This is a genomic window from Weizmannia acidilactici, assembly GCF_008974185.1.
In the GTDB taxonomy this organism is placed as follows: domain Bacteria; phylum Bacillota; class Bacilli; order Bacillales; family Bacillaceae_C; genus Weizmannia; species Weizmannia acidilactici.
Map to the genome: position 1 here is coordinate 1 of NZ_BKZP01000004.1, position 19,103 is coordinate 19,103.

22 protein-coding genes and 1 riboswitch are annotated in these 19,103 nt (G+C 48.0%); all 22 genes read right to left on the reverse strand.

Annotated features, from left to right (window positions below; all coding sequences use genetic code 11):
- Nucleotides 1–105 precede the first annotated feature (105 nt).
- The 22 genes from BpJC4_RS02420 to mtrB all read right to left on the reverse strand — a co-directional run bounded on the left by BpJC4_RS02420 (nucleotide 106) and on the right by mtrB (nucleotide 18,887).
- Nucleotides 106–591, reverse strand: a complete 486-nt coding sequence (locus BpJC4_RS02420) for a QueT transporter family protein (RefSeq protein WP_151681791.1) — start codon at nucleotides 589–591, stop codon at nucleotides 106–108.
- An 8-nt stretch (nucleotides 592–599) separates the two neighbouring features.
- Nucleotides 600–644: riboswitch (PreQ1 riboswitch) on the reverse strand.
- Nucleotides 645–747: 103 nt separating this feature from the next.
- Entirely contained in the window at nucleotides 748–1,437 is a 690-nt protein-coding gene (locus tag BpJC4_RS02425) for a zinc metallopeptidase (RefSeq protein ID WP_151681790.1), read from the reverse strand.
- 54 nt (nucleotides 1,438–1,491) lie between these two features.
- Nucleotides 1,492–2,283, reverse strand: coding sequence for a sporulation protein YpjB (gene ypjB / locus BpJC4_RS02430; protein WP_151681789.1), 792 nt, complete (start codon nucleotides 2,281–2,283; stop codon nucleotides 1,492–1,494).
- Between the two features lie 138 nt (nucleotides 2,284–2,421).
- The gene (gene lhaT, locus BpJC4_RS02435) at nucleotides 2,422–3,018 is read right to left on the reverse strand and encodes a lipoprotein heptaprenylglyceryl N-acetyltransferase LhaT (RefSeq protein WP_151681788.1); all 597 of its coding nucleotides are present in this window, start codon (nucleotides 3,016–3,018) and stop codon (nucleotides 2,422–2,424) included.
- A gap of 92 nt (nucleotides 3,019–3,110) precedes the next feature.
- Nucleotides 3,111–3,875, reverse strand: coding sequence for a menaquinol-cytochrome c reductase cytochrome b/c subunit (locus BpJC4_RS02440; RefSeq protein ID WP_151697499.1), 765 nt, complete (start codon nucleotides 3,873–3,875; stop codon nucleotides 3,111–3,113).
- 40 nt (nucleotides 3,876–3,915) lie between these two features.
- Nucleotides 3,916–4,590 carry a menaquinol-cytochrome c reductase cytochrome b subunit gene (gene qcrB / locus BpJC4_RS02445; protein WP_151681786.1) on the reverse strand — a complete coding sequence of 225 codons (675 nt, stop codon included), beginning with the start codon at nucleotides 4,588–4,590 and terminating at the stop codon, nucleotides 3,916–3,918.
- A 10-nt stretch (nucleotides 4,591–4,600) separates the two neighbouring features.
- On the reverse strand, nucleotides 4,601–5,110 hold the full coding sequence (locus BpJC4_RS02450; protein ID WP_269467546.1) for a QcrA and Rieske domain-containing protein: 510 nt from the start codon (nucleotides 5,108–5,110) through the stop codon (nucleotides 4,601–4,603).
- Between the two features lie 156 nt (nucleotides 5,111–5,266).
- Nucleotides 5,267–5,713 carry a YpiF family protein gene (locus BpJC4_RS02455; RefSeq protein WP_253693973.1) on the reverse strand — a complete coding sequence of 149 codons (447 nt, stop codon included), beginning with the start codon at nucleotides 5,711–5,713 and terminating at the stop codon, nucleotides 5,267–5,269.
- A gap of 68 nt (nucleotides 5,714–5,781) precedes the next feature.
- Nucleotides 5,782–6,327, reverse strand: a complete 546-nt coding sequence (locus BpJC4_RS02460) for a ReoY family proteolytic degradation factor (RefSeq protein ID WP_151681784.1) — start codon at nucleotides 6,325–6,327, stop codon at nucleotides 5,782–5,784.
- A gap of 152 nt (nucleotides 6,328–6,479) precedes the next feature.
- Nucleotides 6,480–7,745, reverse strand: a complete 1,266-nt coding sequence (locus BpJC4_RS02465; RefSeq protein ID WP_151681783.1) for a tetratricopeptide repeat protein — start codon at nucleotides 7,743–7,745, stop codon at nucleotides 6,480–6,482.
- A gap of 224 nt (nucleotides 7,746–7,969) precedes the next feature.
- Nucleotides 7,970–9,253 (reverse strand): 3-phosphoshikimate 1-carboxyvinyltransferase, encoded by a 1,284-nt coding sequence (gene aroA, locus BpJC4_RS02470; RefSeq protein ID WP_151697500.1) that lies wholly within the window; start codon nucleotides 9,251–9,253, stop codon nucleotides 7,970–7,972.
- 15 nt (nucleotides 9,254–9,268) lie between these two features.
- A complete protein-coding gene (locus BpJC4_RS02475) occupies nucleotides 9,269–10,372 on the reverse strand; it encodes a prephenate dehydrogenase (protein WP_151681781.1) in 1,104 nt (367 codons plus the stop codon).
- A 142-nt stretch (nucleotides 10,373–10,514) separates the two neighbouring features.
- A complete protein-coding gene (gene hisC / locus BpJC4_RS02480; RefSeq protein ID WP_151681780.1) occupies nucleotides 10,515–11,618 on the reverse strand; it encodes a histidinol-phosphate transaminase in 1,104 nt (367 codons plus the stop codon).
- Nucleotides 11,619–11,629: 11 nt separating this feature from the next.
- Nucleotides 11,630–11,998 (reverse strand): chorismate mutase, encoded by a 369-nt coding sequence (aroH, locus tag BpJC4_RS02485; protein ID WP_151681779.1) that lies wholly within the window; start codon nucleotides 11,996–11,998, stop codon nucleotides 11,630–11,632.
- 2 nt (nucleotides 11,999–12,000) lie between these two features.
- On the reverse strand, nucleotides 12,001–13,080 hold the full coding sequence (gene aroB / locus BpJC4_RS02490) for a 3-dehydroquinate synthase (protein WP_151681778.1): 1,080 nt from the start codon (nucleotides 13,078–13,080) through the stop codon (nucleotides 12,001–12,003).
- A complete protein-coding gene (gene aroC, locus BpJC4_RS02495; RefSeq protein ID WP_151681777.1) occupies nucleotides 13,081–14,250 on the reverse strand; it encodes a chorismate synthase in 1,170 nt (389 codons plus the stop codon). It lies immediately after the preceding gene.
- Between the two features lie 110 nt (nucleotides 14,251–14,360).
- The gene (locus BpJC4_RS02500; RefSeq protein ID WP_151681776.1) at nucleotides 14,361–15,146 is read right to left on the reverse strand and encodes a CheR family methyltransferase; all 786 of its coding nucleotides are present in this window, start codon (nucleotides 15,144–15,146) and stop codon (nucleotides 14,361–14,363) included.
- Nucleotides 15,147–15,440: 294 nt separating this feature from the next.
- Entirely contained in the window at nucleotides 15,441–15,887 is a 447-nt protein-coding gene (ndk, locus tag BpJC4_RS02505; RefSeq protein ID WP_151681775.1) for a nucleoside-diphosphate kinase, read from the reverse strand.
- A gap of 163 nt (nucleotides 15,888–16,050) precedes the next feature.
- Complete coding sequence (hepT, locus tag BpJC4_RS02510) at nucleotides 16,051–17,013, reverse strand: heptaprenyl diphosphate synthase component II (RefSeq protein WP_151681774.1); 963 nt, start codon at nucleotides 17,011–17,013, stop codon at nucleotides 16,051–16,053.
- 15 nt (nucleotides 17,014–17,028) lie between these two features.
- Nucleotides 17,029–17,736 carry a demethylmenaquinone methyltransferase gene (locus BpJC4_RS02515; RefSeq protein WP_151681773.1) on the reverse strand — a complete coding sequence of 236 codons (708 nt, stop codon included), beginning with the start codon at nucleotides 17,734–17,736 and terminating at the stop codon, nucleotides 17,029–17,031.
- A gap of 5 nt (nucleotides 17,737–17,741) precedes the next feature.
- A complete protein-coding gene (locus tag BpJC4_RS02520; RefSeq protein WP_151681772.1) occupies nucleotides 17,742–18,560 on the reverse strand; it encodes a heptaprenyl diphosphate synthase component 1 in 819 nt (272 codons plus the stop codon).
- A gap of 96 nt (nucleotides 18,561–18,656) precedes the next feature.
- Nucleotides 18,657–18,887 (reverse strand): trp RNA-binding attenuation protein MtrB, encoded by a 231-nt coding sequence (gene mtrB, locus BpJC4_RS02525; RefSeq protein ID WP_151681771.1) that lies wholly within the window; start codon nucleotides 18,885–18,887, stop codon nucleotides 18,657–18,659.
- Nucleotides 18,888–19,103: the final 216 nt, after the last annotated feature.

Below are 19,103 nucleotides of genomic sequence, written 5' to 3' on the forward strand. Positions count from 1 at the left end.
CGTGATTTGGGACTTTCACCCTATAGAGTGCAACCATGCCAGGCGCACCGGAAAAAAGAGCTGCGGCGCGGTGCCAGCAGCTCTTTTTGTTGGGCACATCTATATTTAAATCAATTTTTCAAAACGGACACGTTTATTGATGGCATACATGATTGGTGCGCCGACAAGCATGACAGCAAACTCACCCGCAGCGGTTGCCAGCCATGTCAAGAAGAAAGGATAATGGAAAGCAAGGTTCAATTCCCATGCAATCATAAACATTGTGACTGTAAACACGGCCGTATTGAACATCATCCTTGCCCAAATGCCTTTTATAAAACTGGTTGAAAAAATCGTGATGAGCAATGCAATAATGGACTGGCCTGTGCCGAAAATTAAATCATATGCCACCATTGGCGAGAAAAACAAATTCGCTAAAAACACCCCTAAAACAATGCCGATCATATACTTTTTGTTAAATACAACAAGATGGTTAAACATTTCGGAAATACGGAACTGGACATTCGTAAATCCGAACGGCTGGATGAAAAAGGTCACGGCAATATACAAAGCCGCCAAAATGCCGTTGACTGCCAAAGTTCTTAATTTCATTGTACATCTTCTCCTTAGTTTTTTTGCGTGGGATGGTTTCGAACCACGGGTTGGGGACAACCAAACTATATCATTATATTATATTTGGGGGTGTGCGGCAATACAGCAAAAAAGCTTCCCGCACTGCCGAAGCAGACGGGAAGCCCGCGAAACGCATTAATTATTGTTGTTATTGTTTCCGTTCAAGTTGGAAAAGATGAGGATTAAACGCAGCAGTTCAATCACCGCAACGGCTGCCGCCGCCACATACGTCAGTGCCGCGGCCGACAACACCTGGCGCGCTTCCCTTTCTTCGCCGTCGCGGATGATGCCGAGAGCGGTCACCTGCTTCAACGCGCGTGAAGAAGCATTGAATTCGACAGGCAATGTCACGAGCTGGAACAGAACGGCAAGCGCCATTAATATGATCCCGAGCAGGAACATCCCTGTCGCATGGGTGAACAAGCCAATCAAAATGAAAATCCAGGATGCGTTGCTGCCGAGATTTGCCGCCGGAACAAGGCGGTGGCGTAACCGCAGCGGGCCGTAGCTCACCTTATCCTGGATGGCGTGCCCGCATTCGTGCGCCGCAACTGCTGCCCCGGCGATGGACCTGCCGTGGTAGTTGGACGTCGATAAGTTGACGGTTTTATCAATCGGGTTGTAATGGTCGCTCAAAAAACCGCTGTGCTCCAGCACTTTCACATGGTACAATCCGTTCTCATCCAAAATCATTCTTGCCACTTCAGCACCTGTCATGCCGGAAGCGTTATAGACCCTTTCATATTTACTGTATGTCCTTTTTACCTTCATTTGGGCCCAGATCGGAATAATCGCCAAAATGAGATAGTAAATTAGAAACGACATTTGCCACCCTCCATGGTTGTCTTTACTCTATTGTATTCAAACAGGGTCAAAAGGTCAATCCACATGATCAGTCTGTTGACGCTCTTCTTTCTGCCCCTTATATTTTCTCCATCCGACGTACGATAAAGTCAAGATAATAATACTGCCTGTCGAAATCATCACCCACCAGAGCGAAGGATCTGCTTCATCTTCTTTCATTTTGGAAAACAGCTGCTTTAAATTTGATTGAAGCGCATCCAATTCTTTTGCCCCGGACCCACCGTTCATCACTTCGGCCCGGTACTTGTCAATAAATGAAATTTTTGAATTGAGACGCTGCAGCTCTTCCACCGGGAGATCGACTTTTAAACTCGGCTCGATAACTGAAAATTGTTTTAAAAATTGGTTTAACTTCTCGTTATAGGTTTCTGTGTTGCCCGATGCGGCGGCTTTTTTGACCTCCGCAAACGAAGCCATCACCGGTTCTTCCATTTCCGTCCAAAGCGGTTGGTATTTCGATTGAAGAGCATCGACAACGAGGCGGAACGATGTGCAGGCATCCACTTTCTCTTCAGGCTGCACGCTTGCTTTTGTTAAAGCTTTCACCGCTTCGTCATGTGTAACCGTCAAAATTCTCAGCTCGTCCATCGTCAAATGTTTATCATTCAGTGATTGCTTGGCAAATTCATCCGAAAATTCGCGAAGCACATTTTTCGCTTCTTCATATTGCCCGTTTTTTGTAAGCTGCAGGGCTTCATCGCTTAAATCGTTTAAACGCGCCATCGATCCTGCGGGGCTTTTCGCAATACTTTTTCCGGCAAAGCATAACATTAACACACAAAGAAGGATCGCTACTTTTCTCCTCATCCTTGTCCCCCCTCATACTGTTACTAATCTATGAAGGGCCGGACAAGAGTAGACCAAAAAAAGCGGAGGCTGAGCACGTGCGTACGGATTTTTTATTCCTTTGCCTGAAATAAAACACGGCGGGGAAAAGGCGCACGCCTAAAGTTCCAATTTGGGCCGACTGCTCCTGATCGCAAGCACATAAGCGGTGAAAAGTGAAAAGATGCTTAGCCAAAATGTAAAATAACCGATTTCGCGTATGTACATGTATAAATCTTCGTAACGCGGAAACTGCATAAACACGTAGTCAATAATGTCATTATGCAAAGTCCAAACCGCGGCAACCAAAAGATGTTTCATTTTAAATCTGTAAAACGGCGCATACAACATGCCCTCGACGGCCATCGCAAAATGGGAGACAATCAGCATATAACCCTGCCAAGGCAAATTGCCGTTCACAAGCAGCATCAATATATTCATCACAACCGCCCAAATCCCGTACTTAAAAAGCGTCACCATCGCGAGCGCCTCTAAATACGGCCTATGCTTCCGCCATAAAAATGAAAGCAGCACAAAAACAAAGAAAAGACTGGCGGTCGGGCTGTCCGGCACAAATGGCAAAAATTGCGGCGGCGTAGCTTTCAACTGCCATCCATACCAGACATAACCGTAAATGGTGCCAATGATATTGATGAAAAACAAAGCCCATATGACACGCCGGTCCGCCAACATGGCATAAAATGCTTGTAAGATCATTGTTTTCCCTCATTTTCAAAAAAAGATATTCCTATTGTACCATTTGCATGAAAACGAAAAAAGCCGGACATGCCGGCTCTTCGTAAACGAAACTACTCCGATTTTAATCCCGCAATAAAATCGGCTAATTTTTTCAAATCCTGGTCCGATCCTTTGAATTGGTTGGGAGGCATATTTCCTTTCCCTTTCCTGGCAATTTTTGCAATTTCATCTGCGCTCAGTCCGGTACCCACAAGGGAAGGCGCCGCCTCACTTCCTTGGAGGTTCCCGCCATGGCAGGTTACACAAGTCTGCTTGGCAAAAATTTTATAGCCATCCGAATTTTTGTCGATTGCCACCTGCTTGACGATTTTCCCCTGCTCTTTTGCTTTTTTCCAGTCATGGTGGGCGGCAGCTTCCCATGTCAAATAAAAGATTGCGCAAACCGCAAGCAGCATAAACCCAGTTGCCAGCGGCCTTTTGAGCGGCCGGCGTTCAGTCCCGCGGTCAATAAACGGCGCCAACAGCAGTGCTAAAAAAGCAACCCCCGGGATGGCCAGACCGATCACCTGGTACGGGCCGGATGAATACGAATATTTTAACAGTTCATATAGGAATAAAAAATACCAGTCCGGCATCGGAATATAACTTGTGTCGGTCGGATCCGCAATCCGTTCGAGCGGCGCCGGGTGAGCGGCGGTCAGGCATAAGAAACCTACGAGAAAAACTGCGCCGACGAACCATTCCTTTAACAAAAAATTTGGCCAGAAAGCTTCCGTTTTACCGGGATACTCCGAATAATCTTTTGGGACATTCGGTTTGCGTACCGCGCTAACCCTGGAATCGCCAACAAATTTCATTCCCTTTCCGCGGTGCATCCTTTCCCCTCCTTTTGCCCGTGATCAATCGTTTTTTACATTACAGCGGACCGGAAATCCCCTGCTTGCGGATCATCAAAAAGTGGGCGGCAAGCAAAAGCAGCAAAACCGCCGGCAGGAAAAAGACGTGGATGGCAAAAAACCTTGTCAACGTCTGCGCCCCGACGATATCCGGATGGCCTGCCAGAAGCGTTTTAATGTACGGGCCGATCAACGGGACGGAATCCGCAATCTGCAAGCTCACCTTTGTCGCAAAAAGCGCTTTCATATCCCAAGGAAGCAAATAACCGGTCAGGCCGAGCCCAAGCATGACAAAAAAAATCAATACGCCGACAATCCAGTTCAGTTCACGCGGTTTTTTGTAAGCACCCTGGAAAAACACACGCAGCGTATGTAAAAACATCATGACAATGACGAGGCTTGCCCCCCAGTGGTGCATCCCCCTGACGATTTGGCCGTATGCCACATCATGCTGCAAATAGTAGACGGAATTCCAGGCATTTTTAATATCCGGGACATAGTACATTGTCAAAAACATGCCGGAAAGAATTTGGATCACCGTAATAAAGAACGTCAAACCCCCGAAGCAATAGACAAATGCCGAAAAATGGTGCGCCGGGTTGACATGTTCCGGCACTTCGTGGTCTGCGATATCCCGCCAGAGCGGTGTAATATCCAGACGTTCATCCACCCAGTCATACAATTTGCTAAGCATCTCTTCCCCCTCACTTCACATACGGATTTGGCTGCGGTTTACCCAAATACAAATACCCGCCCTTTACTTTCGTAGGATATGCATCCAATGGCGCGGCAGGCGGTGTGCCCGGCACGTTTTTCCCGTTTTTTTCGTACCGGCCGCCGTGGCATGGGCAAAAGAACTGGTTCGGATGTTGCTTGTTCGTACTCCAGTTCACGGTGCAGCCCAAATGCTTGCACGTCGGGGACAGCGCCACAATATCGCCTTTTTCGTCCTTATAAACCCAGGCCGTCTGCGTCACATCGGACTTGTACCAGCCGTCCGTCTGCTCGTATTTAAAATCAACGCGCTGCGGCTCGCTTGTAATATCGGAAACTTTCAATTTTGTAGCATGGAAATTACCGGCCGCTTCCACTTCAAGCACCGGGTCAACGGCAAAGCGAAGCATCGGCATGACCACTCCGGCAGCCATAAAACCGCCTACACCCATGAGCGTGTAATTTAAAAATTGCCTTCTTGAAACCGGATCTTTACTCACCCTGTTCCCCCCTTACGGCAGTATCGATTCAATTGTTCCGAAATTCCAAATAGATACAACAATATCATAGATCAAACTTTCCAAGTGGTCAATGAAAATATGTCGAATTTGTGTCTGATATCTTTCTAATCAAAATAAACTGATATTTTGATATAGTTATGTTTTATCCTCCTGCCATTCACGGACAATAATGGAGATCAATTGTTTAACCTGTTCATCCACGACCGTTTCCCGGTGTTTTTGCTCCATATGTTCAAGCGGGACAGCCGGTAGCCAGACAACGGAACCGTTCAATTCAGACTGGAAGGGTTGCCAACTTGGGTCGCTCGTCAAGTAAAAAATATGCCGGAACCCGCTTTCGGTCATTTCCGCTTCCCATGCCAAAAGCATTGCTCCGGCACTTTCCGCGGCCGTATGCTGCAAATAGGAAAAAGCGGGCAGAAGGACGATCCGGCCCTTAAACTGAGATTCAAGGCAGCCAGCCACAAATTGTATCCATTCAAACTGGGAAGCCAGCTGCCTGATGTTTCTATCAAAGGAAACGGGAACAAGCGGCAGAACGGCCGTATCAATAAAGGGACGTTCCTGTACATATAATTCCATATCTTTTGCGCACCAAAGCAATATGATACCCCTTTCATTTTTCAGAACAAAAAACACGGGAGCACTTTTCATGCATCCAGTTTTTTTATCTGTTCGCTTAATTCGACGAAGCGCACGTAATCTTTTTCATCCAGCGCCTTATCAATTTCTTCCAGCAATTGATTGCGTTTAAAATCTTTAATGCTTTGCTCCAATAATTTCTCCACCAACTGCCGGTCAGAATCATTGATATGCAGGTCTTTCGGCATATAAGGGTTTTCCTCGAGCACTGCCGCATACTGGTAAGACAGATGGGATTGCTTAAAGTTGAGTTGGATGTATATATCCTCATCGCGATTTAACCGGATATCATGGAAAGATTTTTCCGCGTCCGTTGTCATGATGTTATCTTTATAAAAGCGGAACGGCACATTGTCTACGCAGTGGGTGGACATGATGATACCGCGCGGGCATAGATGCGCTTCTTCAACAAAATGGACTTTTTCCATCAGCTGGTCGTGGCTCATCAAATAATTTAAAATCCAAACCGATTCTCTTCTCTTTAATTGGTAATGATTTAAAAACCAGCGAATAAACTCCTTCTTCTCGTTGATTGAAACAGGGGTGAGAGCCATGGTAATCCCTCCTCTGCAAATTGAATGGCCGCGTGATTGCGCGGAAAAGATGCATTTTTGATAAAGTCATAGCTTACATCTTTATTATACCTTTTTCCATTGCAAACCGCCTACGAAAATGTTTGGCGGGACGGGGACGGCCGCCCGGACCGTTACACCCCGTCTTCCAGCCTTTCAAGCAGGGAAATCCATTCATCGTTTGCCGAGTCTTCCTCAAGCAGCCTGCGGAAAATGCCTGCAGCCTGTTCCCTTCTTCCTTCCTCAATCAGGAAATAGCCGTAATCCTCAAGAAATTCAGGGTCGTTTTGTAAATCATTATATGCGTACCCATAATACTTTAATGCCTGCGAATATTCTTCAAGGTGCCGGAATGAAACAGCTAGATTCCAGTAAAGCTGCGGATCGGTATCGCCTTCTTTTTCCATCTTCACCGTTCTCTCCGCCACTTCATTGTACCGCTCCTCGTGCAAAAGCAGTTGATTATACGACAAGGCTGCATCGAGATAACCCGGGTCAAGTTCCAGCGCTTTTTGGAAATACTGTTCCGCCGTTTCTTCGCGGCCGAGTTTTACTGCGATTTTTCCGGCAAAATGGTAAAGCTCCTTGTTGAACTCATCCTCACGCAAGCCTTTTTCGGCGGATGAAAGTGCTTCTTTAAGCATTCCCTCATGTTCATAAGCGCGGCCGAGATAAAGATACAGCGGGTTGTAACCGGGATCGAGTTCCCTCAACTCCTCAAACAGTTCGATCGCTTTTTTATAAAACCCTGCCTGGTAGGCGGTCAGGGCATATCCAAATAAAGTATTCGTTTCAAGGCGGCTTTCCATTGCATGTTCATAATGGTGGAGCGCATCCTCAAACGCGCCAGCAGCACTTAAAACTTCGGCAAGGCGCCCGTGGATATTTGTGTCCCCCAGCGTTTCAATGCCTTTGTCCAAAAGCCACTCATAATCCCGGACCGCTTCCGCATAGCGGGCTTCCGAAGCATAAAACTCCGCCAGGGCATAATGGACAACCGGTTCTTCCGGCAAAAGCGTGCATGCTTCCAGCAATTTTTTCTCGCTGACTTCATACAGTCCCTGCATTTGGTACAAGTCGGCGAGCAAAAGCAATGCGCGCGGGTAATCGGGGTCCGTCTCCAAAATGCGGTCCAAATACAAAATTGCTTCTTCTTCTTTATCCATGTCAATGAGCGTTTCCGCCATCAGGATGATCAGCTCGCCATCGTCCGGATAAGACGCCAGCAGATCTTTATATAATTGCTGGGCTTCATTCAGGAAGCCAAGGCCCATCAGCTGTTCGGCAAGCGCATATTTTTCTTCGTCCGATCCGAGAGAAAGGAAATCTTCAAACTCTTTCTTCGCCTTCTCGAGCCGGCCTTCTTCCAAATGATCCAACAATTGTTCAACTAAGCTCATGAAAACCTTCCTCTAATCCAATATTCTTTGATGTATATTCCTGTATGTTAACTTTATCATAAAAAATTTTGAAGGCCAGGGCAAATAGTCTGCCTTTATTTGGATATATCCATACAAAATATTTCTCCATCGTATGTTAAAATTCCTTTATTTTATGCGAAAAAATGGCGGAGCGCCGGAACCATGCGGCCCGCCGCTCCGCCACTTGACAAACTTTATTCACTTTACAGAACGGATTTCAGGTCGCCGAAAAAGCCCGGATACGACACATTGATGGCTTCTGCGTTTTCCAAATAAACAGCATCCCGGCAGATCAGGGAAGCAACAGACAGCATCATGCCGATCCGGTGGTCCCCGCGGCTGTCCACTGCACCGCACAAAAGCCGATTAGGGCCTTCAATGACCATGCCGTCTTCCGTTGCTTCGATTTTGGCGCCCAGTTTTTTCAGTTCTTCAACAACCGTATCAATGCGGTTCGTTTCTTTTACTTTCAGTTCCTGCGCGTCTTTGATGACTGTCGTTCCTTCCGCCTGGGTGGCGAGAAGAGCGATGATTGGAATTTCATCGATCAAGCGCGGGATGAGGGCACCGCTGATTTCCACCCCTTTTAATGCGGAAAACCGGACCTTCACAGTTCCTTTTTGTTCACCCTGCTTTGTATCACTTCTATCTATCACTTCAAGAGAAGCACCCATTTTTTCCAGCACTTCAATGATCCCGGCACGCGTAGGGTTCAGCCCAACATTCGGCAGGATGATTTCGCTTCCCGGGACAATGCAGGCGGCAGCCATAAAAAAAGCAGCAGAGGATATATCCCCGGGAACAAAAATATCGGTGCCGTTCAAAGCCTGCCCACCACGAACGGCTACCGTTTTCCCGTCCGTTTCCACGCTTCCGCCGAATGCACGGATCATGCGTTCCGTATGGTCGCGCGTCGGCTGCAGCTCATGGATGCGCGTGATTCCTTCCGCCTGGAGCCCTGCTAAAAGGACCGCCGATTTGACTTGCGCGCTCGCAACAGGCATCCGGTAATCGATCGGGCGCAGCGCACCGCCTCTTACAGATAACGGCGTGAAATTGCCGTTTTCCCTGCCGTCAATGTGTGCGCCCATGTCGCGGAGCGGCTTTGTGACACGGTTCATCGGCCGCCTTGCGATCGAGTCATCGCCGATTATCACGGAGTGGAAAGGACGGCCTGCGAGTATCCCGAGCATCAGGCGGGTGGTCGTTCCAGAATTTCCGGTATCCAGCACGGTTTTTGGCTCCTCCAGCCCGTTCCAGCCTTTCCCTTCGACGACAACCCGGTTCCCGTGTCGTTCGATTGTAACACCCAGTTTTTGAAAACACGCGATGGTACTCAGGCAATCGGCGCCGGGTAAAAAGTTTTCGACGGTTGTCCTCCCTTCGGCAACGGATGCAAACATCACCGAACGGTGCGAAATCGATTTGTCTCCGGGAACTTCAATCGTCCCTTTCAATCCTTTTTCAGCAGGCGATAATTTCAGCATGGCGAACACCACCTTCTATTGAATATATACTTCATGCGGGGTTTCTTCCTTTAAAAGCTTTAACGCGTTATCGCGGTCCTTTTCCGACCGGAAACTGATCCTGAGTACGCCGTAAACATCTTCCCGCGTTTCAAGGATGCGGATATTGGTAATCGAGATGCCTTTTTCCGCCAATTTATTCGTAATTTCAGATACGACACCCGGGATATCCGGAATATCGACGAATAAATCATAGAACGAAGGAATGGCGCCGGAACCGCTGATCGGGAGGCGGTCGCGGTATTGTTTCGCTTCCGCGTAAAAGCGGAACAAATCATCGTACTTGCTTTCCTCGAGCGCCCTTTTGACTTTTTGCAGATTTTCCGTCCAACGGTCCAAAAGGGCAATCAGGTTTTCCCGGTTGCCGATCGAGATATCCGCCCACATCTGCGGGCTTGAAGAGGCAATCCTTGTGATATCGCGGAATCCCCCGGCAGCAAGCCTTTTTAAAAGCGGGTATTCCGCATCCGCATCCTTGACAAGATGCACAAGAGACGCTGCAACCACATGCGGGAAATGGCTGATGATCGCAACCATTTCATCATGCTCTTCCGGCGATACCGTAATAAAGTTGGCGCGCGTCCCTTTCAGCCAGCGCTCCAATTCTTCCGTTTTCATTTTTGAACGTTTATCGTACGGCGCGAGCAAATAAAAAGCATTTTCAAAAAGGGTAGGTTTGGCGGCAGTCACACCACTTTTATGCGAACCGGCCATCGGGTGCCCGCCAATAAACACGATGCCTTTTTCTTTAAACTGCACAGCCTGTGCCATGATGCTTTCTTTTGTGCTGCCCGTATCCGTCACGATCACATTTTCTTTCAATTCCATCTGCAGCAACTGCCGGACCAGTTTTTCCGTCACAAGCACCGGCGTCGCTAAAATGATCAAGTCGGCCCCGGCTGCGCCACCTTTGATGTTTTCCACATAGCCGTCCACCACCATCATCGCTTTTGCCATCTTCATTTCTTCCAGTCTGGCGTCAAACCCGATGACCGTGGCTTCAGGGTGTTCTTTTTTAATGGCAAGGGCGATGGACCCCCCGATTAAGCCGAGCCCGATCACGAAAACTTTTCCTTGCAAGGGATATCCACCTCATATCATGTCAAACGGCGCAAGCTTATGGAAGCTGGCCGCCCGAAAGATCAAACTTTAGAAACGCCGCCAGTTGCGGCCTGTTCAATACCGTTTTAAAGCCCGGACGGCAAAATCGGCTAATATCGCGTTATTGCAACACGGAAGGCAGCTCTTTAAGAAAAGCCCCCATTTTTTGGATGACGCCATTGTTCTGTTCTTCCGTCCCGACCGTGACCCGTACCGATGTCGGGAACCCGAGCGGTTTTCCGGAGCGCACAATATACCCGTGCCGCAATAAAAACTGGAACACTTTATCACTGTCACACTTGAAATCTATTAAAATAAAATTCGTCTGCGACGGATAGTAGAAGAGCCCCGCACGGCCACAGAAATCATAAAACTGCTGAAGCCCCCGCCGGTTTTTTTCCCGGCATTCCCGGATAAAATCCTGGTCTTTGATGGCCGCCATCGCCGCCATCTGTCCGAGCACGTTTGTGTTAAAAGGCGGGCGGACCGGCTCAAGCCCCCTGATGACCGCTTCATTTGCAATCCCGTATCCGACACGGAAACTGGCAAGCCCGTAAATTTTTGAAAATGTGCGGCTGACGATCAGGTTGCTGTATTTCCGGAATAATTGCAGGGAATCGTAATAGTCATCTGCCACTACATATTCACCGTACGCCTCATCGAGAAAAACGAGCACTTCTTCCGGCACCCGGTCAAGAAAAGCCGTTAATTCTTTTTCGGTTGTATACGTTCCCGTCGGATTGTTCGGGCTGCAAATCCAGACAATTGCCGTATTTTCATCGATTTGTTCAAGCATTGCATCAAGATCATGCCGGCCGCCTTTTAAAGGCACTTCCCGCACTTCCGCCCCTTCAATCACAGCATTGTGGCGATATTGGGAAAAAGTCGGAGCTGCCATGACAGTATTTTTGCCCGGCTCCAGCAGCGATCTTGAAACGATTTGAATGAGCTCATCCGTACCGTTCGCGAAAATCAGCTGTTTTTCACTGACCCCCAAAAAGGCGGCCATTTCTTCCCTCAGCCGGGTCGCATACCCGTCAGGATATAAAGTAAAAGAAGCATGGAAGTTTTTTAAAACTTCATCCACTTTCGGGGAATAGCCGAACGGATTCTCATTGGATGCCAGTTTCACAATAGAATCCAGGCCGAACTGTTTTTTTACTTCATCTATCGTTTTTCCGGGCACATATGCCTCTAAATCTGTAATCTGTGTTCTCCATTTCATTGTTTATACTCCTATTCCAATACTTTTAAATCCGGACGAAGCACGGATGCGCGGCGCAAATAAACATGCTTGATTTCATCCTGCGCCAACTCGGTGTCAACATGGATTAGCACCCGGATGCACCCGGCAAGGCTTCCTTCAACCGGAATTTCCTGCATATTCATGATCGGCACATATTTCCAATCATGGAATTTACGCATGATTTTGGACGGGAAAGCCGCGCGGATGTCCGCTGTCACCGAAAAAAAGAGGGAAGCCACCCGCTCCGGCTCAATTTGGTTTTTTTCAATCAAAGCCTTCATCAATTCTTCCGCGGCGGCAAGGATGGCCCCTTCTTCATCCCTGTCGACCGTCGTAGCCCCGCGTATGCCGCGAATCATATTTATGCAAGCCTCCCTTTCTGCTGAAGTTCAAACAAGCTCCTGAGCAGTTCCTTGTCCACTTCCGCAAGCTCCGGTTCGCCGATGGATTTTAAAAGGACAAACCGTGGCTTTTGGGCAATCGTTTTTTTGTCCCGCTCCATGTAGGCATAAATTTCTTTAAATTTGGCACCAGACGGGATTTTCCAATCGTAGCCGAGCTGCCCAATCCAGCCCGTGAATTTTTCCAAATTGAATTGGAGGCCGGCCTGCTTCCTGCTGATCATAAGGGCATACACCATTCCGGTCATGACCGCTTCCCCGTGCGTAATGGCCCCATATCCGCCGTGTGCTTCAAGCGCATGACCGAGCGTGTGCCCGAAATTCAAAAAAGCGCGCACTCCCGTCTCTTTTTCATCTTTTTGGACAATATTGGCTTTGACCTTGATACCTTTTTTCAACAGTTCCGGCAGCCGGGGTGATAAAATATGGTCTCCGTCCGGTACTTCTTTTTTCAGTTCCGACAAAAAAGCTTCATCCGAAATAAACGCATGCTTGACGAGTTCGGCAAATCCGCTTAACCGCTGCACTTTTGGCAGCGTACGGAGAAAATCGGTATCGTACAGCACAAATTTAGGTTGGTAAAATACGCCAACAAGATTTTTCCCGAGCGGATGGTTGATGGCCACTTTGCCGCCGACCGCGCTGTCATGGGCCAAAATCGTTGTCGGGATCTGAATGAACGCGATCCCCCGCATATAAGTCGCAGCCACAAAACCGGCCAGATCACCGACCGCGCCCCCGCCGAAAGCCAGGATGCACGATTTGCGGTCCAAATGGTGCCGGACGGCAAAAGTTAAAGCATCTTTATATACTTCAAACGTTTTTGCATCTTCCCCGGCCGGCGCTGTAAACACGCAGTTTTCCGCCCCTTCCGGCAGATGATTTAGCAACGCATCCAAATGGAGCGATCGGACATTTTTGTCAGTAATAACCATAACGCGCGTATATTTTTCAACAAGCGGACGGAGCTCTTCAAGCAGGCCGCTGCCTATGTATACCGGATATTGTTTTGTCTCTGTGTCAATGATGATCGATTCCATTTAAAACAACCTTCCGTATTCTCTTTGCGCGTCCACTGTTTGTTTCAGCACATCCATCCGGTCGCTGTAAAATTGGCCGACGATCGCTTCAGCCAGTTCCCAGGCAACTGCTGCTTCGGCAACGACACTCGCTGCGGGTACCGCGCAACTATCGGAACGTTCGATGCTGGCCGCAAACGGTTCTTTCGTTTCAATATCGACGCTTTGCAGCGGTTTATAAAGCGTCGGGATCGGCTTCATTACTCCGCGGACTACAATCGGCATCCCCGTTGTCATCCCGCCTTCAAAGCCGCCGAGCCGATTCGTTTTGCGCGTATAACCTTCCGCTTCCGACCAGATGATTTCATCATGGACTTCACTGCCGAAACGGTGCGCCATTTCAAAGCCAAGCCCGAACTCCACGCCCTTGAACGCGTTGATGCTGACAATGGCATGTGCAAGCTTTGCATCGAGCTTCCGGTCGTAATGCACATAACTCCCGACCCCGGCAGGCATGCCTGTTGCCACCACTTCGACAATGCCGCCAATCGAATCCCCTTTTTTCTTCGCTTCATCAATGGCTTCCATCATTTTTTGGGCAGCCTCATCATCATAGCAGCGCACCGGGGACGCTTCCGCTTTTTCCCGTAAGTCTTCCAAAGAGCGGTACTGCGTATGCTCCGCGCGCACGCCCCCGATTTCGAGCACATGGGAAGCGACTTCAATCCCCAGTTCCTTCAGCAGTTTTTTCGCGACAGCCCCCGCCGCAACGCGGACCGTAGTCTCCCGCGCAGAAGACCTTTCCAAAACGTTGCGCATATCCCTATGGCCGTATTTGATCCCGCCGACCAGATCGGCATGCCCCGGACGCGGGCGTGTGACGCGCCGTTTCACTTCTTCCGCATCCTCCGTGCGAGGCTCAATGCCCATGATTTTCGTCCAGTGGGTCCAGTCTTTGTTTTCCACCGTCAACGCTACCGGCGAACCGAGGGTAAAACCGTGGCGGACGCCTGCGGAAATGACGGCCCTGTCTTTTTCAATCTGCATTCTCCGGCCGCGCCCGTACCCTTTCTGCCTTCTTGCAAGGTCGGTATTGATATCTTCCGCGGTTAATGGCAGCCCCGCAGGAAGCCCTTCGATGATCGTGGTCAGCGCCGGCCCGTGCGACTCTCCAGCCGTTAAATATCTCATTTGACGTCCCCCTTCATCACTTTAAAGCATTACATATGTTATACTATATCACAATATTTCGGATTCGGATATATCATTTGAAAATTTAAAACATAAATTTTCCGGCCGCATTATATTTTTTTATAAAAAAAAGTATCTTCTATTTCAAACCCGTACGCAGCCGGATTAAAAATTTGTTCCGTGCTGCCGACAAACAAGGCGCCGTTTTGATGCAGCGCACGGCTGAAATTTTCGTAAACCATGTTTTTCGCTTCTTCGGTAAAATAAATCAAGACATTCCGGCAGACGATCAAATCCGCATCCGGATACGGGTCTGCAAGCAAATTATGGCGCTTAAAGGTAACAGTTCCCTTAATTTCATCCGCAATTTGGTAAAAGTTGCCGCCGCTTTTTTTAAAGTACTTCCGTTTCATCTCCGGCGGGACTTCCATGATCGATCTCTCGGAATAAACCCCTGCCAAAGCTTTTTCAATTGCATTTTTGTCGATATCCGTCGCCAAAATTTTCACTTTGTCAAGCGGCATAAATTTCGATAGGATCATGGCGATCGTATATGGTTCTTCGCCCGTCGAAGCGGCCGCACTCCAGATTTTTAACCTGTCTCCCCTTTCTTTCAGCAAACGGGGCAGTATTTTCTGTTCGAGAACATCCCATCTTGATTTATTTCTGTAAAATTCTGAAACATTTATCGTCATTCTGTCCAAAAATTCTTCAAGCAACCGTTCATCCCGGTCCAATGCCTGAAAGAACTCGCAGAAAGAGGAAAAGCCCCTTTTTTCATATAAAGTTGTTAGCCGCCTTTTCATTTGCGCTTCTTTATAAAGGGATAAATCAATCCCTGTTTTCTTTTTCATCTGCGCAATGAAACGGCCGTAATCATCCAGTCCAATACTCATCATGCATTTCCCCATGGTTTTTCTAATTTGTTTGGCTATGTTCGTGATCAATGTTGACGATCGCTAATTTCTTAGACTCCTGCGGGATAAGCAAGCCAGGCAAGACCCCGCAGCAAGGTATCAAGCGAAGAGGCTCGCGACGCGTACGGAAAACAAGCAAATTTCGCGATAATCAACAATAAATTTTAACATAGCCGCGTGTTTAAGGCCGATTAAGAGCCGATTGTATATGCATATTTTAGCATAAAAAAAGATTGGCGCGGAGAAAAAATGCGCCAAACTGTGAATTGCCGGTCAATAGATGGAAGAATCAAGAGGCCGGCTGTAAGAAAGCAGCTCGTCTTCGCGGAAAAACAGCGAAATTTCGCGTTTTGCGCTTTCTTCGGAGTCCGACCCATGAATGATATTTTTGCTGACAATCATGCCGTAATCGCCGCGGATCGTTCCCGGCGCGGCTTCAGCCGGATTTGTTTTGCCCATCATTTGCCGTGCAGTCGCGATGACATTTTCACCTTCCCAAACCATTGCAAAGACCGGGCCGGAAGTGATAAATTCCACCAGGTCGCCGAAGAAAGGCCGCTCTTTATGTTCCGCGTAATGTTTCTCGGCAAGCTCCGTCGAAATTTGCATGAGCTTCGCCCCGACAAGGCGGAATCCTTTTTTTTCAAAACGGGAAACGATTTCCCCGATCAGCTGCCTTTGTACCCCGTCCGGTTTTACCATTAAAAAAGTCCTTTCCAAAATACATCCACTCCATTCGTTTTGATTTCCAGAATTATGTACAGCCATAAAAGATAGTATCATTTTGCCGGTAAAATCTCAATATTTTTCAAGTAAGCGCTTCGATTTTTCCCGGAACGAAAAATAAGGGGGCACCCCGGCGGCACCCTCCCGATTAGCCTTGTTAAAATTTCCTTTTTCCCATATACCGCGCCAGATCCTCAAGAGTTTTTTTAAAACGGCTGTCCGGAAGCCCGTGAAGCGAATCGAGCGCCTTGACGAGGTAGCACCGGCTGACTTCATACGATTTTTCGATCGCACCGGATTGTTTGATCATGTCGATCGTTGCAGCCAGTTCAGATTTTGGCATATGCTCGTGGACGTTTTCGAGCCGCTTTTTAATAGCGGGATCCTCCATGGCAAAGAGCACTGGCAGCGTTACATTGCCCTGGCGCAGGTCTTCTCCCGCAGGTTTCCCGAGCTGCTTCTCCGTGCCGGTAAAATCCAAAATATCATCGATAATTTGGTAGCTCATGCCGACATTGTAGCCGAAACGGAACAATTGCCGGTGGATCTTGTCGCTTGCGCCCGCCGCAATCGCCCCCAGCTGGCAGCTGACTGCAATCAGCAAAGCTGTTTTCCGCTTAATCCGCCGCAAATAGCAGCGCAAATTTTGGTTGAACCGGTATTTATCCTTGATTTGTTCGATTTCACCGACACATACTTCGACAAGCGTATCCGCCAAAATTTGATGTGCGGACAAGTCGTCCACTTTTGTAATATACTCAAGGGCGCTTGCCAAAATATAGTCTCCCGTATACATCGCTATCCTGTTGTCCCATTCGGCTTGCACAGTCGGCTTTCCCCTGCGCAGTTTGGAATCGTCAATGACATCGTCGTGCACAAGAGACGCCATATGGATCAGCTCCAAAGCAACCGCCACATTTTTTACGCGTTCAATTTCGTAGTTTCCGAATTTGGCGCCAAGCAGCACAAACACAGGGCGGATCCTTTTCCCCCCTGCCTTCAACAGGTTGACGGAGGCCTGCTTGATTAAAGTGGAGTTCGAAGCAACGGCATTTTCCAATTCTTTTTCAATGAGATCAATGTCCTTTTTTAAAAACGAATACAGCATTTGTACTTTCATTCCGTCTCCACCCGATCATGATTTCTCTTTAAAAGCGATATGCGCTGCCGCGGCGCCGCCGGCAAACGGCTTATACAAAATACGCCCAAATCCCGTTTCTGAAAAAGCTTCAGCCAGTTCTTCCATTCCCGGGAAATTCCGCGCCGACTCTTGGAGCCATGAATACTCTTCATAGCTTTTGGCAAACCATTTCCCAAGGAGCGGCATGATCCGGCGAAAATAAAAATAATAAAGTTCCCGGTACCCCGGCACTGTCGGCTGGGACGTTTCGAGGCAGGCCGCCATGCCGCCCGGCTTCAGAACCCTGTGCATTTCGCGCAAAACCTGCCTGTAATCCGGGACATTCCTTAATCCAAACCCGACCGTCACATAATCAAATGTATTGTCTTCAAACGGTAGTTCCATTGCATTGCCGTGAATGAGTTCGACATTTTTCAGCTGAAGCGCATCCACTTTTTTCCTTGCGACTTCAAGCATGTTTTCGCTGAAATCGAGCCCGGTCACTTTACCGCTTTCCCCTGCGGCTTCCGCCAGGGCAATCGTCCAGTCCGCCGTGCCACAGCAAAGGTCAAGTGCGGTGCTCCCCTTTTTAACAGCCATTTTTCTCATCGTCTCATTGCGCCATCTTTTATGCTGCCTGAGGCTGATCACCGAGTTCATATAATCATAGTTTTTTGAGATTTTTTCAAAAACAGCGTGAACCCGTTCTTCTTTTGGCATCATCAGTTTTACCCTTCTTCCGCATATAATCTCGTTGTATTGGCGTACCGGCCCAGCAGCAGGCGGATTCTGTCCAAAAGCATTTGGTTTGCGCCGGATACAGTTTCACTGGCGCCCTGCAGCGCATGAAAACTTTCTTTCACGATATTTTCGCATCGATAAAACAATATGCGTTTTTTGTCATGCGGCAGCTGTTGAAAAGGCCGTTTTTCGCCGGGAAAGGTAAATGTTTTGAGCGCATCAAGCAGCATGGAATAACCGCCGCTTTCGGCCATTTCTTTTTCCCTTAACAGCCGGTTAAACAAAAGCAGTTCTTCGCTTAAACGGATGAGCGGCTGCGAATTAAAAAACTGCATAAATTTCGTGATGATCCCGGATTCGGTTTTTTTCAAATGGCCGACGAATGTTTCTGCATCGGAATCATCAAGCCGGTAAAGCATCACTTTATACTCATTGACGGATTTAATCCCCTCCGCCAACACACCGACAAGCTTCACATTGCGCACACCTGCGAGCAGTTTGTAATACAGGCTGCTGAAATAATCCCCTGCCAATACCGTCAGCTGGCGGTTTCTCTGCTTTTCGTTCACATTGGTCACTTTTTCATGGGTATCAAGGGCAATTTGGATCAGCATGGCGGTCGCAACAAACTGCTTCACTTCATTTTCCGAATACGGCTGCCCCGCAAGGCTTGTGGTTAACAGCAATATCCGGTCTTCATCTATGTACGGGGCATCGATATATTGATTCAAATAATCATGTGCAACTTCCTGCTCTATCAATTTTTTAATCGCGGCAACTTGCTGCTCCCGTTCAAGCAATGACATAACCCTTTCCCCGTTTCTTCGTTGATCTCGCCTAAAATTAAGCTGTAGTTAATTATATCACATATGGAAATCGGCCGTTAAGAAATTGGTTTCGGTTTATTTTTCCGGCCCGCTTTCCAAATCCCCGATGCTTGTTAAAACTTGCGCATTCCCTCGGATCTTGATCATGGAAGTATGTTCGGTAAACTGCGCTACAAGCACCTCTCCTTGATCCAGCATTTCCGTATGGTTTAGTTTTGTGTCAGTGCCCCTTGACAACCCGATCACACTCACACCGTCCTGCAAAGCCTTTACCACAATAAAATCCGCCTGCGAATCTGCTTTCATCCTGCCCCTCCTTTCTCTCTCTTTTCCGTAAAATCCATAATATATGTTTAATCTTATCATAGTGCAGGGGCCAGTCAAAGCGGATTGTTGAAAAAACGCACGAATTTAAAAGGTACTTTTATTTTGCCCAGTTTTTACAGCCGTAATCCGGAAAATTTGCAAAACACAGGTGCATCCTTTTTTGGAATTCCTGGAGCCTGTATTAAAAAAAGGCTG